Source organism: Flavobacterium tistrianum (assembly GCF_003254545.1).
GTDB classification, from domain to species: Bacteria; Bacteroidota; Bacteroidia; order Flavobacteriales; family Flavobacteriaceae; genus Flavobacterium; species Flavobacterium tistrianum.
The window spans coordinates 1-12,402 of sequence record NZ_QJRH01000063.1; the positions used below are offsets into that span (position 1 = coordinate 1).

The window sequence follows — 12,402 nt, forward strand, 5'->3', positions numbered from 1 at the left end:
CTATTTTGCGAGTGCAAAGATATAAATGTTTTTTAATATTCCAAAAAAAATTTCGCACCTCTCTCTATAATTAAAAAAACCACCACATTTCTGTGATGGTTTCCGTTTTTTGAGCCGATAGAGGGACTCGAACCCACGACCTGCTGATTACAAATCAGCTGCTCTAGCCAGCTGAGCTACATCGGCGTCATTACGGGTGCAAATATAAAGCGGTTTTTCAATTTCCCAAAATATTTTTGCACTTTTTTACGCTTTTTTTTGCTTATAATGCGTTGATTTTTTCAATCAATTGATTAGCAGCTTGTTCTAATTCAACATTAATTTGCTTGAAGTGCGCTTTTTTATTTTCAACGTTCTTTGCGTTCACTTTTGTAATCAAAGTATCGAATGCAGCAATAGCTTCATCGACCAAAGCATTCGTTTCTGGAGTAGGATTTCCTGTTGTTGACATCTCAAACAAGTAAACTGCCTCAATAATATCTCCTAATACGAAGTTGATGTCTTTCTTTAAATTCTTAACGTTTGCCATTTTTCTTTTTATTTTAATTTGCGTCTGCAAAAGTACATATTATCTTTAAATTTAATGCTAAGAAATGTAAATTTCTAAAATTGAAGCTTTTCCGCTCAAACTAAATGCATTTATTGCAGCTGGAACCAAAACAGTATCTCCTTTTTTGTAAGCCTGTTTGAATCCATCATATTCGATTTCAAAATCACCTTCGATACACATATATACCGTAAATGTTTCTCCATTTTTAGCAACTTCTAATTTATTTTCTAACGGAAGAAAATTAGTTGTAAAATAAGGACAATCTACAACCGTATTTGAAGTATTAACTTTAGTCTCGTATTTTTTCTGTGTATCAACCTTATTATAGTTAATTGCATCTAGTGCAAGATCTACGTGCAATTCTCTTTTGTTTCCTTGTGCGTCTACGCGGTCAAAATCATATAATCTATACGTAATATCAGATGTTTGCTGAATTTCTGCCACTACCAATCCAGCTCCAATTGCATGAACCGTTCCAGTTTCTAAGAAGAAAACATCTCCAGATTTTGCTTTTACATCATCTAGAATAGAAACTAAAGTATTATCGTGCAAATGCTTTAAATATTCTTCTTTACTAGAATCTTCTTTAAAACCAACAATAATTCTAGCATCTGCATCGGCTTGCATTACGTACCACATTTCTGTTTTTCCGAATGAATTGTGACGCTCTTTTGCCAATTTATCATTTGGATGCACCTGAATAGAAAGATCTTCTCTTGCATCTAAATATTTAAAAAGAAGCGGAAACTGTTTTCCAAATCTCTCATAAACTTTAGTTCCTAAAATAGCGTCTGGTGTTTCATCGATTAAATCCATTAAAGATTTTCCTTTTAAAACTCCATTTGCAACAACACTTACATCTCCTTGTACAGTAGATAATTCCCAGCTTTCGCCCGTGATTTTAGAAACGATTGGTTTGTTTAGAATAGTTTTTAGTTTTTCTCCTCCCCAGATTCTTTCTTTTAAAATCGGTTCAAATTGCAAAGGGTATAAATTTTGACTCATGTTTTTTAGGCTAATATATTTGTTTAATTAATTCTATTCTGATACTATTTTGGTATTCTATGATACTAATTCTTGTACAGCTTCTAACGCTTTCGATATATGTTTAGCCGCATTTGAGCTATCAAATATCGAAATCACCAGTCCATTTTTATCAATTATATAGGTAATGCGTCCCGGAAGAAGTCCAAATAAAATATTGCGGACACCAAAAAGTTTTCTTAATCTTTTATCCTGATCTGAAAGCAAAATAAAAGGTAATTTATGTTTAGCAGCAAATTTATGATGTGATTTTACACTATCGCTGCTAATACCAATTACCTCAGCTCCCAAATCTTTAAAATCTTCGTATTGATCCCGAAAACTGCAAGCTTCGGTTGTACATCCTGGCGTATTATCTTTTGGGTAAAAATAAATCACCAGCGGTTTTCTTCCTAAAACGCTTTGGCTTTCAAAAAGTTCACCATTGTTGTCTTTCGCAGTAAAATTCGGAACTATATCTCCTATTTTTAATGACATTTTTTATTCTCCTTTATAAGTTACAAAATTTCGTTCCGTTTCGTTCAGCACAACCTCAAGGTCAAAGTCGGCATGAATTCGTTGTCTAATTTTATTCCATATCACAACAGCAATATTTTCTGCGGTCGGATTCAAATCTGCAAATTCTGGAACGTCCAGATTGAGATTTTTGTGATCAAACGGAATTTCTACTTCTTCACGTATAATATCCGCTAATACTTTCACATCGAGAACAAAACCAGTTTCGGGGTCAATTTTTCCTGTAACACTTACTGTTAAACCATAATTATGACCATGAAAGTTGGGATTGTTGCATTTTCCAAAAACAGCATCGTTTTTCTCAAATGACCAATCCTTTCGATGCAGTCGATGTGCAGCATTAAAATGTGCTTTTCTTGATATGGTTACTCTCATTTATGCTTTTGGTTAGTTGGCTATAATTTATGGTCTTCTAGATAATGATCAAATTCATCAAAAATTATCTTAAACCATACGGTATAAATTTCGGGCTGTTTTTCAATATCTGCTTTAACATCTTCAATACTCATCCATTTCCAGTCTTCTACTTCGTCTGGGTTTATGTTTGGCTCTTCATTATAGTAACCAATCATAACATGATCCAGCTCATGTTCTGTCAAACCATTGTCAAAAGGCGCTTTATAGATAAAATGGAATAACTCTTTCAATTCAGCTTTAAATCCCATTTCTTCAAACAACCTTCGGCTTCCCGCTTGAATATTTGTTTCTCCTTCTCTCTGATGACTGCAGCAAGTGTTTGTCCAAAGCAACGGAGAATGATATTTATGATGTGCTCGCTGTTGCAGCATAATTTCGTTTTTACTGTTTAAAATAAAAACCGAAAAGGCACGGTGCAAAAGCGCTTTTTCATGTGCTTCTAATTTTGGCATCAAGCCAATCTGTTCATCGTTCTGATTAACCAGTATTACGTTTTCTTCTATCATAATGCTTCTTAAGCAAACAAAAATACGAAAAAAGAAATGGCTTAAAAATGCTAATTAAGCTTGTCAAAAGTTAAGGTTTTGACCCGATTTCTATTTTACTGATTTACAACGTTATAATTTACATTAAATTTTAAAAGCAGTTAAAATTAAGACATAAAAACTACATTGCCTTATTTTACGTAACTAATAAAAAGTTAAAACACACTTAAAAAAATCTCAATAATAACACTCCCTGTATTTTAAAGCTAATTCTCAGCGTATCTTTGATATACAGATTAATTCACCCAAGAACTCATGAAATCCAAAAATCTAATTTTCAGCCTTTGCTTTTTACTGCCGCTGTTTATTTTGCAGGCTTGCGGACAAAACACAAAAAAACAATCTGCAAACACAACTGTTATGGAAAATAAAATCAGTAAACCCGGGAATCCTTATTATTCAAATACCGACACTACGAAATTAAATGTAAGCAATGCCGAATGGAAAAAGGTTTTACCAGAAGATGTTTATGCCGTAATGCGTGAGGCGGACACCGAAAGACCTTTTACAGGAAAATATTGGAACACTGACGAAAAAGGAACATATTACTGCGCTTCTTGCGGAAATTTGCTTTTTAGATCTACAGCAAAATTTTCAAGCAGTTGCGGATGGCCAAGTTTCTTTGAACAGGAAAACAAAAAAAGCATTGTTTTTAAAGAAGATAATTCTCTTGGAATGGAAAGAATTGAAGCGCTTTGCGGACGCTGTGGAGGACATTTAGGACACATATTTGATGATGGTCCTCCTCCTACAGGAAAACGCTACTGCATGAATTCGATTGCTCTTGATTTTATTCCTGACAATAAATAATCACAAAATGAAAAATATACTTTTAATATGTCTTTTTGCGCTTTCGCTAAATGGCGTTTCTCAAAATAAAAAAGCCAATCTAGAAACTATTACACTTGGCGGAGGATGTTACTGGTGCGTTGAAGCTGTTTACGAAAATCTTGACGGAGTAAAATCTGTTGTTTCTGGATTTTCTGGCGGAAAAGTCGCCAATCCAACTTACGAAGAAGTTTGCACAGGAGAAACAGGTCACGCCGAAGTTGTGCAGATTACTTATGACAAAAATGTAACTGATATTAACGAAATCTTCAAAGTCTTTTTTACCGTTCACGATCCGACAACATTAAATCGTCAGGGAGCAGATGTTGGAACGCAATACCGTTCTGTTATTTTCTATAAAAATGACGAACAGAAAAAAGCGGCTCAAAGCATTATTGCCGAATTAAATAAAGCTAAGGTTTACAGCAGTCCAATTGTGACAAAAGTTGAGCCTTTTAAAGTTTTTTATAAAGCCGAAGATTATCATCAAAACTATTATTCCAACAATAAAAATCAGCCGTATTGTAAAATGGTGATTCAACCGAAAATAGAAAAATTTGAAAAGGTTTTTAAAGACAAACTCAAAAAGAAATAACGATTATTAAAAACATAATTCTAAAACCGTCCAAAAAAATGGGCGGTTTTTTTATTTCCTAAACCCTTATGAATACAGGGATTTCCGTTTAATTGAAAAAATATTTTAATTTTTTTTCTCTTTTTTGTCCAATCCTGAAAGTTCGATTGTTATTAGGGTATAAACAATTAAAAAATATACATCATGGAAACTAGATTAAATTTATTCGAACAAGGTCAAAAAGCAGTTAGCACATTATTTGGAATTAGCGGTTACTTGAAAAAAAGTTCAATCGAAGCATCTCTTATGGAATTAATAAATTTCAGAGTATCTCAAATCAACAACTGCGGTTATTGTTTAGACATGCACTCAAAAGAGGCTTTAGCGGCCGGAGAAACAACACAGCGTTTATTTGGATTAAGTGTTTGGAAAGAAACTCCTTACTATACAAAAAGAGAAAGAGTTGCTCTTGCTCTTGCAGAAGCTGTAAATGCGTGCGATGTTCCAGACGAAATTTACGAAATAGCAAAAGCTGAATTTACAGAACAAGAATTAATCGATCTTACGCTTGCAGTTGCAGCAATTAACGCTTGGAATCGTCTTAATATCACTTTTGCAAACGTACCAGGAACTTACAGAGTTGGGCAGTTTGGATAAATAATAATTGGTTTTTATTTTCTAAAAAACAATTAACTTTATACAACTTAAAGCAGATTATTCAATTATAAAAACATAAAAAATGAATGAGTTTTTATTGATTTTCAGAAGAGATTTTAAAACAAAAGAAGCACAGCCTTCTCCAGAAGAATACCAACAGCACCTGCAGCAATGGCAAAACTGGTTTGGAAGCCTTGCTGCTCAAGATAAACTGGCTAGACCTTTACAGCGTTGGGACGGACAAGGAAAACTAGTCAATTCTAAAGGAGTAACTGATGGCCCATTTGTAGAAATTAAAGAATCAATCGGCGGCTTAATAATCATTAAAGCCAAAGATTATGATGAAGCTGCAGAAATCGCACAAGGATGTCCAGTTTTAAATTTTGGCGGAAATGTCGAAATTAGAATGGGTGTTTAATAATAAACCAACTGAAATAAAAATGCCTTTGTATCTTTACTTAGGCATTTTTTCTTAAAAACATGGAGCATAAAGAACTTTTACCCAATTTATTTAGAACCGAATATCAAAAAATAGTTTCAGTTCTCTGCAGCTTATTCGGTATTCAGCATATCGAAATTGCTGAAGATATTGTAAGTGATACTTTTTTGACCGCTTCAGAAACTTGGGCAATTAAAGGAATTCCAGAAAATCCTTCAGCTTGGCTTTATACCGTTGCCAAAAACAAAACCAAAAACTACCTGAAAAGAAATAATATTTTTGAAACCAAAATCGTTTCCGAAATAAAACACAATACTCCATTAAACAATCCTGAAATAGATATTGATTTATCTGATCAAAATATTGCCGACAGTCAGCTCGCGATGATCTTTACGGTTTGTAATCCGTGTAATTCAGAGGAAGCTCAAATTGCTCTTGCCTTAAACCTATTGTGCGGTTTTGGTGTCAACGAAATCTCAGATGCTTTTTTATCTAACAGAGAAGTTATTTACAAAAGAATTAATCGCGCCAAAGAAAAACTGAAGGAAGAAAATATCAAAATTCAGAATCCCAGCAATTCTGAAATAAAAGACAGAATTCAAACCGTTCTAAAAACGATTTATCTACTTTATTCTGAAGGCTACTACTCTATTTCACAAAACACCACTTTACGAAAAGATCTTTGCACCGAAGCCATGCGTCTAACGTATTTATTAGTTCAAAACGAAAGCACAAATCTGCCGCAAACTAATGCTTTAATGGCTTTGATGTGTTTTCATTCTTCAAGGTTTGATGCACGAACTGGCTCAAACGGCGAAATTATTTTATATGAAGATCAAGATCAATCGCTTTGGAATCAGGAATTAATTGGCAAAGGAACTTATTTTCTTAGCCAGTCTTCAACTGGAAACACACTTTCAAAATATCACTTAGAAGCCGGAATTGCGTATTGGCATACCATAAAAACAGAAACTATCGAAAAATGGAAAAATATTTTGGAACTCTATAACAATCTGATCATTTTAGAATACTCGCCAATTGTAGCTTTAAACAGAACTTATGCTTTGTCTAAAGTAAACGGAAAAAAAGAAGCAATTAAAGAAGCCGAAAAACTGAATTTAACTGATAATCACTTTTATTATTCTTTACTCGGAAATCTCTATTCTGAAATTGATGCAAAAAAAGCATCGCAGCATTTCGAAACTGCATTTGGTTTAGCCAAAACCTCAGCTGACAAAAACATTATCAGTAAAAATATTGAACAGTTGAAATTGAAAACAAATTAACTTTAGCATAAAACAAAAAGAGGAAATGATTTTTCATTTCCCCTTTTTTATACTGATTTGTTAAAACTATTGCTTAGCTACTTTTTTAAATCTCATTACCGGAATATCCCCCTGAATTAAATTTAGTTTTCCATCTTTATCAATAGAATAACTAGTAATTTGTCTAATTTGTTTTAAGAATACTTGTTCCCCTCCGCCTTCACAAAACATCATTGTAGTTGGCCCTTCTTCTCCAAAAGTCAAAGAATTTCCTTTTAAAGTGTAAGACGCACTATAACCGTTACATCCGTTATTGCCATAAACTTTTGTTTCTTTTTGTTCAAAAGTAAGCTGTGGTTTTTTATTTGGGTATAATCCTTCAAAAGCAATTCTTGGCCCTGAGATATATTCCAACTCCCAAATTGTGCCAATTAAATCGCCATCATTAGAAGCAGATTTTGACGCCGTACATGAAGCAAATAATAAAGTTAAAACTGAAAGGACTGCTAATGTGTATTTTTTCATAAAAGTGGATTTTAAAGATTTATAATTTGTTTTTCGAAGTTTAAAATTATTCTATAAAAATTCTTTTCTCAATATTCGTGCCCAGTTACAGGTTTATCAAAGTTTTAATTTTAGCATAAACCGTAATTCTCTGTCTCTAAGTTACTACAATTTATTTAAAGTTTTATGACTCAAATGTTTAAAATAAAACAAGCTGCATTATTTTTTTTGTAATTTGCATCGATCAAAAAACCAAAAATCATCAATAAAAAACCAAAAAATGAAACAATTTCTCTTCTTGTTTGTATTTGCATTAACAGCACCATTTGCTCATTCGCAAGAAAACCTTCCAACAGATTATCTCACAAAAGAATTTCATCAAGGACGCCGCGAAGCATTTAGAGCGCTAATGCCAGCCAATTCAGTTGCCGTTGTTTTTTCTTATCCAGAAAGAGTCTTTTCTAGAGACGTCGATTACAATTACCACGCAAATCCTGACATGTATTATTTATCGGGATACAAAGAACCAGATGCTGTATTATTAATTTTTAAAGAAGCACAAGGAACGGAAAAGTACAATGAAGTGCTTTTTGTTAGAGAGAGAAATGCAGCGTATGAAATGTGGACTGGAAGACGTCTAGGAATTGAAGGCGCAAAATCGAAACTAGGTTTTACTACCGTTTATAACGGAAAAGATTTTAATGCCTTTGCAATTGATTTCGCAAAATTTGATAAAGTTATTTATGATAAAATCCCAACAGATGTAGCAGAAAACAATAATCCTGATAATTTATATGCATTATTAAAATCATTTAAATCTAAAGCTGGAATTACGCAAGCAAATGAAACCTCAACCAATTTATTCAATAATATCACCAGTTCTCTTCGTGAAATAAAAACTCCTGAAGAACTTGTTTTGATGCGCAAAACAGTAAAACTTTCTTGTGTTGCACACAACGAAGTTATGAAAGCTGTAGGTCCAGATATGAGCGAGAACGAAGCCGACGGAATTCATGCCTACATTCATAAACATTATGGTGCAGAAGGCGAAGGCTATGGACCAATTGTAGGTGCTGGAGCAAACGGATGTATCTTACACTATTGGGAAAACAACGCCACAAAAATTGACAACCAATTATTATTAATGGATGTTGGTTCTGAGTATCACGGCTATTCTGCAGACGTTACGAGAACAATTCCGGCAAACGGAAAATTTACTGAGGAACAAAAAGCGATTTATCAAATTGTTTATGATGCTCAAGAAGCTGTTTTTAAAATATGCAAAGAAGGAACTCCTCTTGTTGCACTAAATGAAACTGCAAAAGATGTTATAGCAAAAGGTTTGATCAAATTGGGAATTATTACAGATCCGAAAGATGTAAAATTATATTATCCTCACGGCTGTTCGCACTTTCTAGGTTTAGACGTTCATGACAAAGGAACTTTTAAAGGGCCAAATACTCTTATAAAAGAAAACATGATTCTTACTGTTGAACCTGGAATCTACATTCCAGCAAATAGCAAATGCGATAAAAAATGGTGGAATATCGGTGTTCGCATCGAAGATGATATTTTAATGCTAAAAGATTCATACGAAAACCTTTCAGCAGATTCTCCTAGAAAATGGCAGGACATCGAAGCTTTAGCCAAACAAAAAAGCACTTTTAATGATATGAAATTCCCTAAAATATAATTAGTTTTTTTGCCACAGATTAAATGGATTATTAAGATTTTTAAATTCTAAACTTAAAAAAAATCTGTGTAAATCTTTTTATCCCGATAGCTATCGGGAGTGGCCAAGAAAAGTAACTAAGGGGCTGTCTCAAAAGCAAAATCAAGTTGTAGAAATCGCATAAATGGAAAATTTCTCCAATAGCCACCGAATAAAAAAGAGTTTATCTCGACTTTTGCATCTGATTCCAGTTAGAAGCTTTAAACATAGCCCGTGGTTTCAACCACGGGAACGCAATGAAATTCCTCCTCGCATGTCCCCGTGGTTGAAACCACGGGCTATATTTGAATAAATGCGTATAAATAAAAACTATTGAAGCTGTCTCAAAAGCAAAACCAAGTTATAGAAATAACATAAAAGGCAGTCTAGAAAATTTTTGAGACAGCCTCTTTTCTTTTAATTTTTCCCGAACTTTACATTCTTAAATCAATTAAAAATGAAAGCACTTACCTTTTCTTCTTTTGGAGAATCAGATGTTTTAGAATATATAGAAATCCCTAATCCGCAATTAAAGAAAGATGAAATTTTAGTCGAGATGAAAGCCATCGGATTAAATTTCGCAGATGTTTACCGTCGAAAAGGAAATTATCATTTAAAAGGAAATCCACCCTTTATTGCCGGTTATGAAGGCGCAGGAATTGTGGTTGATGCCAACAATCATCCAGAATATAAAATTGGTGATCGCGTGGCTTTTGCCGATGCACCTTTTGCTAATGCAGAATTGGTTGCCGTAAATATAAATCACATCATTCCATTATCTGAAAATATCACTTTTGAAACTGCCGCTTCTGTTCTGCTTCAAGGTTTAACAGCGCATTATCTTGCAACAGACAGTCATAAAACAGCAAAAGGAGAAACGGTTTTAATACATGCCGTTGCAGGTGGAGTTGGTCAGATTTTAACACAAATTAGCAAACTTCTTGGCGCAACTGTAATTGGCTTAACCTCATCGGTAGAAAAAGCAAAAATCGGTTTTGAACAAGGTGCAGACCATGTTTTTCTTTATAATGAAGATTGGAAATCGCAAGTTTTCAAAGTGGCTCCAAATGGTGTCGATGTTGTTTATGACAGTATCGGAAGCACTTTAATGGAAAGTTTTGAAGTCACTAAAGAATGCGGACAAGTTATTTTCTTTGGAATGGCGGGCGGGGATCCAGCACCTGTAGATCCGAGAATGCTGATGGATGGTTCTAAAACTTTAACGGGAGGCGATTTATGGAGCTATTTAAATTCTAAAGAAGAACGAATTAAAAGAGCAACTCAGTTATTCAGCTGGATTACCGAAGGAAAAATCAAACTTTCAGAACCGACATCTTTCAAATTATCTGAAGGAAAACTGGCTCATGATTTCTTGGAAAGCAGAAAAAGTACAGGAAAAATTATTTTGATTCCTTAATTTTTTTTCGCCACGAATTCACGAATTTTACTTTTAAAATCTATGCGTAAAGTTTTTAAATAAATTCGTGAATTCGTGTGGCTATCAATTACAACTGAGTAACTTCAATTTTAGTTCGGTCAGACAATTCTAAAATTCTTTCTACTTCATCTTTGTTTACCACAAAAAACAAATAACTGTCTCCATAGGTTTCATAAGTCAATAACTCTAGATTTGATTTTTCCAATTCAGATTGAATGTACGGAAACAAATCATGACTATAGGTTTCTTCTGGATAATCAAATTTGAAATCTTCGCCAAGCATCTCAGAAATAAAATACTCTGCATCTTCCGGATCAAATTTCCAGTCGCTATGCCAAGTATTTATTTCGTCAAAAAAACTAAAATGATCTTCTGTAGTCTCATAATACGTTTTACCTTCCTTGTTAAGGCTTTCAAAAAGCTTCTCTGAATATTTTTTCACATCATTTTCTTCGATATTATTTCTCGAAACTAATTTGACAAATTCTTCAAAGTCCTCTAAAGCCGCTTTGTCATCTAGCAGCAGATTTTCTGAAGACGGAAGCTCAACATCTGCTGGAATTTCGATATTAAAATACTGAGAGATAGCTTGCAAGACTTTTTTTAAATCTTTAACTCCTATTTCCTGAGTTTCATTTTGAGGATTATTGAAATCAAGATATTCTGAATCTAGCAAACCTTTTACATAATCAGAAAAATGATTGCTGGAATACAACATTCTAAAATCGTTTACTTCTAAACTATTGGTACAGCAAAAGAAAATCATGAAATTATTAATAACACTTGTAAAGTGTTTTTTCATTTCCTGACTAGGTCGCGAATAAAACTGAATATGAATAAAATCATATTGCAAATCATCCTGCATCGCTTCTTCTGACAAGCCTCCAATATTCAGTTTTTTATAAAGCTCGTTCAGAACTTCATACGCATTATTAAATCCTGCTTTTTTAATTTCTGCTTTTCCTTCTTTGTGATCCAATGAGGAAGGAACAGAATATAAATTTACAGTAACCGTATCATGAATTCCTTTTACTTTGAACTCTATGCTATTCGATTCATGATGTAAATGACTATAGATTGAATCAATAACATCAAAAGAAATAATAGATTTCGGATCATTATTTCTATTAAACAAATTGGAGAAAAAGCCCATTACAAATATTTTACATTAAAAAACTAATCGTTTGAATATTTAAAACTCTGATTCATTTTATCAAAAGGAATTACTTCATTGACAATAGATTCTAATTCGAAATCTGTCAATAATCCTCTCGCCGATTCTACTATTTTTGGTGAAACATGTATTTCATAATCAATGATCTCTCGTTTTAAAATATCAGACAGAATATTGTTTTGCTGCTCCGTCAGATATTTTTTGTGCGATTTAAATACTGATTTTATATCGTCTCTAAATTCTTCGTCAGTAAGTTCATTGTAGACATCTTGTTTAGACATATCGATCAATAAAACTTTGAAGATAAAATCTTGAAGGTTCTTTGCCAGATAATTGACTTCGTTTGAATCGTGCCACACAAAAACAATGGGCACATCGCCATTGTTTTCTTCGTTTAAAAAGAAACAATAATGATCACCTCCGCCACTTTTTGCAAACGGAATAAATTTAAATTCTGGATTGATATTTCGATAATCCTCTGGATCTCTGAGTTCTTCTATTTCTTCTGCAACCGATTTCAAATTCAATGATTCAAAATCATACGAATGCAAAAGCAAAGGCGGATTATCTTTTAAGGTTGGATAAACTTCGGTGTACCAATTTGGACCATATTCTCCAACGTCTAACATTCCGTCAGCGTCTAATTGCTTGTATAAAAGCGGGAAAGTGAATCCGTATTTTTCTTCTATTTCTTGTATTGTCATCTTTGGGGCAAATTCTATTACAATCAAACCACTAAG

At 33.4% G+C, this 12,402-nt stretch carries 15 protein-coding genes and 1 tRNA gene; 7 read left to right on the forward strand and 9 right to left on the reverse strand.

Annotation, left to right across the window (positions count from 1 at the left end; genetic code table 11):
- Window positions 1–112: 112 nt before the first annotated feature.
- From DMB71_RS05230 to idi, 6 genes are all read right to left on the reverse strand, one after another.
- Window positions 113–186 (reverse strand) — tRNA-Thr (locus DMB71_RS05230).
- 76 nt (window positions 187–262) lie between these two features.
- On the reverse strand, window positions 263–529 hold the full coding sequence (locus DMB71_RS05235) for a hypothetical protein (protein WP_111364281.1): 267 nt from the start codon (window positions 527–529) through the stop codon (window positions 263–265).
- Between the two features lie 57 nt (window positions 530–586).
- Complete coding sequence (locus DMB71_RS05240; RefSeq protein WP_111364283.1) at window positions 587–1,555, reverse strand: type I phosphomannose isomerase catalytic subunit; 969 nt, start codon at window positions 1,553–1,555, stop codon at window positions 587–589.
- A 57-nt stretch (window positions 1,556–1,612) separates the two neighbouring features.
- Window positions 1,613–2,071 carry a peroxiredoxin gene (locus tag DMB71_RS05245; RefSeq protein ID WP_111364285.1) on the reverse strand — a complete coding sequence of 153 codons (459 nt, stop codon included), beginning with the start codon at window positions 2,069–2,071 and terminating at the stop codon, window positions 1,613–1,615.
- 3 nt (window positions 2,072–2,074) lie between these two features.
- Entirely contained in the window at window positions 2,075–2,485 is a 411-nt protein-coding gene (locus DMB71_RS05250; protein WP_066033610.1) for a 6-carboxytetrahydropterin synthase, read from the reverse strand.
- A gap of 20 nt (window positions 2,486–2,505) precedes the next feature.
- Window positions 2,506–3,033 carry an isopentenyl-diphosphate Delta-isomerase gene (gene idi, locus DMB71_RS05255; RefSeq protein WP_111364287.1) on the reverse strand — a complete coding sequence of 176 codons (528 nt, stop codon included), beginning with the start codon at window positions 3,031–3,033 and terminating at the stop codon, window positions 2,506–2,508.
- Between the two features lie 294 nt (window positions 3,034–3,327).
- On the opposite strand from idi, the gene msrB reads away from it, so the two are divergent.
- From msrB to DMB71_RS05280, 5 genes are all read left to right on the forward strand, one after another.
- A complete protein-coding gene (gene msrB / locus DMB71_RS05260) occupies window positions 3,328–3,882 on the forward strand; it encodes a peptide-methionine (R)-S-oxide reductase MsrB (RefSeq protein ID WP_111364288.1) in 555 nt (184 codons plus the stop codon).
- Between the two features lie 7 nt (window positions 3,883–3,889).
- Window positions 3,890–4,495, forward strand: coding sequence for a peptide-methionine (S)-S-oxide reductase MsrA (gene msrA, locus DMB71_RS05265; protein WP_204251765.1), 606 nt, complete (start codon window positions 3,890–3,892; stop codon window positions 4,493–4,495).
- Window positions 4,496–4,678: 183 nt separating this feature from the next.
- Window positions 4,679–5,131, forward strand: coding sequence for a carboxymuconolactone decarboxylase family protein (locus tag DMB71_RS05270; RefSeq protein ID WP_111364289.1), 453 nt, complete (start codon window positions 4,679–4,681; stop codon window positions 5,129–5,131).
- Between the two features lie 82 nt (window positions 5,132–5,213).
- Entirely contained in the window at window positions 5,214–5,549 is a 336-nt protein-coding gene (locus DMB71_RS05275) for a YciI family protein (protein WP_111364290.1), read from the forward strand.
- A 62-nt stretch (window positions 5,550–5,611) separates the two neighbouring features.
- Window positions 5,612–6,856: an RNA polymerase sigma factor gene (locus tag DMB71_RS05280; protein ID WP_111364291.1), complete on the forward strand. Its 1,245-nt coding sequence runs from the start codon at window positions 5,612–5,614 to the stop codon at window positions 6,854–6,856.
- 66 nt (window positions 6,857–6,922) lie between these two features.
- Here DMB71_RS05280 and DMB71_RS05285 read toward each other — a convergent pair whose 3' ends face one another.
- On the reverse strand, window positions 6,923–7,360 hold the full coding sequence (locus DMB71_RS05285; RefSeq protein WP_111364292.1) for an META domain-containing protein: 438 nt from the start codon (window positions 7,358–7,360) through the stop codon (window positions 6,923–6,925).
- A gap of 259 nt (window positions 7,361–7,619) precedes the next feature.
- Between DMB71_RS05285 and DMB71_RS05290 the strand changes: the two genes are divergently transcribed.
- Window positions 7,620–9,032, forward strand: coding sequence for an aminopeptidase P N-terminal domain-containing protein (locus DMB71_RS05290; RefSeq protein WP_111364293.1), 1,413 nt, complete (start codon window positions 7,620–7,622; stop codon window positions 9,030–9,032).
- A 475-nt stretch (window positions 9,033–9,507) separates the two neighbouring features.
- Entirely contained in the window at window positions 9,508–10,467 is a 960-nt protein-coding gene (locus tag DMB71_RS05295) for a quinone oxidoreductase family protein (RefSeq protein WP_111364294.1), read from the forward strand.
- A gap of 88 nt (window positions 10,468–10,555) precedes the next feature.
- On the opposite strand, the gene DMB71_RS05300 is transcribed toward DMB71_RS05295, so the two are convergent.
- Both DMB71_RS05300 and DMB71_RS05305 read right to left on the reverse strand, forming a co-directional pair.
- On the reverse strand, window positions 10,556–11,641 hold the full coding sequence (locus tag DMB71_RS05300; protein WP_111364296.1) for a DUF6630 family protein: 1,086 nt from the start codon (window positions 11,639–11,641) through the stop codon (window positions 10,556–10,558).
- A 23-nt stretch (window positions 11,642–11,664) separates the two neighbouring features.
- Window positions 11,665–12,366: an SMI1/KNR4 family protein gene (locus DMB71_RS05305; protein WP_111364298.1), complete on the reverse strand. Its 702-nt coding sequence runs from the start codon at window positions 12,364–12,366 to the stop codon at window positions 11,665–11,667.
- Window positions 12,367–12,402: the final 36 nt, after the last annotated feature.

What these genes read in the sequence shown, in the direction of transcription:
- DMB71_RS05235 (WP_111364281.1), bottom strand. Translation starts at nt 529, where the DNA reads ATGGCAAACGTTAAGAATTTAAAGAAAGACATCAACTTCGTATTAGGA.
- DMB71_RS05240 (WP_111364283.1), bottom strand. Translation starts at nt 1,555, where the DNA reads ATGAGTCAAAATTTATACCCTTTGCAATTTGAACCGATTTTAAAAGAA.
- DMB71_RS05245 (WP_111364285.1), bottom strand. Translation starts at nt 2,071, where the DNA reads ATGTCATTAAAAATAGGAGATATAGTTCCGAATTTTACTGCGAAAGAC.
- DMB71_RS05250 (WP_066033610.1), bottom strand. Translation starts at nt 2,485, where the DNA reads ATGAGAGTAACCATATCAAGAAAAGCACATTTTAATGCTGCACATCGA.
- idi (WP_111364287.1), bottom strand. Translation starts at nt 3,033, where the DNA reads ATGATAGAAGAAAACGTAATACTGGTTAATCAGAACGATGAACAGATT.
- msrB (WP_111364288.1), top strand. Translation starts at nt 3,328, where the DNA reads ATGAAATCCAAAAATCTAATTTTCAGCCTTTGCTTTTTACTGCCGCTG.
- msrA (WP_204251765.1), top strand. Translation starts at nt 3,890, where the DNA reads ATGAAAAATATACTTTTAATATGTCTTTTTGCGCTTTCGCTAAATGGC.
- DMB71_RS05270 (WP_111364289.1), top strand. Translation starts at nt 4,679, where the DNA reads ATGGAAACTAGATTAAATTTATTCGAACAAGGTCAAAAAGCAGTTAGC.
- DMB71_RS05275 (WP_111364290.1), top strand. Translation starts at nt 5,214, where the DNA reads ATGAATGAGTTTTTATTGATTTTCAGAAGAGATTTTAAAACAAAAGAA.
- DMB71_RS05280 (WP_111364291.1), top strand. Translation starts at nt 5,612, where the DNA reads ATGGAGCATAAAGAACTTTTACCCAATTTATTTAGAACCGAATATCAA.
- DMB71_RS05285 (WP_111364292.1), bottom strand. Translation starts at nt 7,360, where the DNA reads ATGAAAAAATACACATTAGCAGTCCTTTCAGTTTTAACTTTATTATTT.
- DMB71_RS05290 (WP_111364293.1), top strand. Translation starts at nt 7,620, where the DNA reads ATGAAACAATTTCTCTTCTTGTTTGTATTTGCATTAACAGCACCATTT.
- DMB71_RS05295 (WP_111364294.1), top strand. Translation starts at nt 9,508, where the DNA reads ATGAAAGCACTTACCTTTTCTTCTTTTGGAGAATCAGATGTTTTAGAA.
- DMB71_RS05300 (WP_111364296.1), bottom strand. Translation starts at nt 11,641, where the DNA reads ATGGGCTTTTTCTCCAATTTGTTTAATAGAAATAATGATCCGAAATCT.
- DMB71_RS05305 (WP_111364298.1), bottom strand. Translation starts at nt 12,366, where the DNA reads ATGACAATACAAGAAATAGAAGAAAAATACGGATTCACTTTCCCGCTT.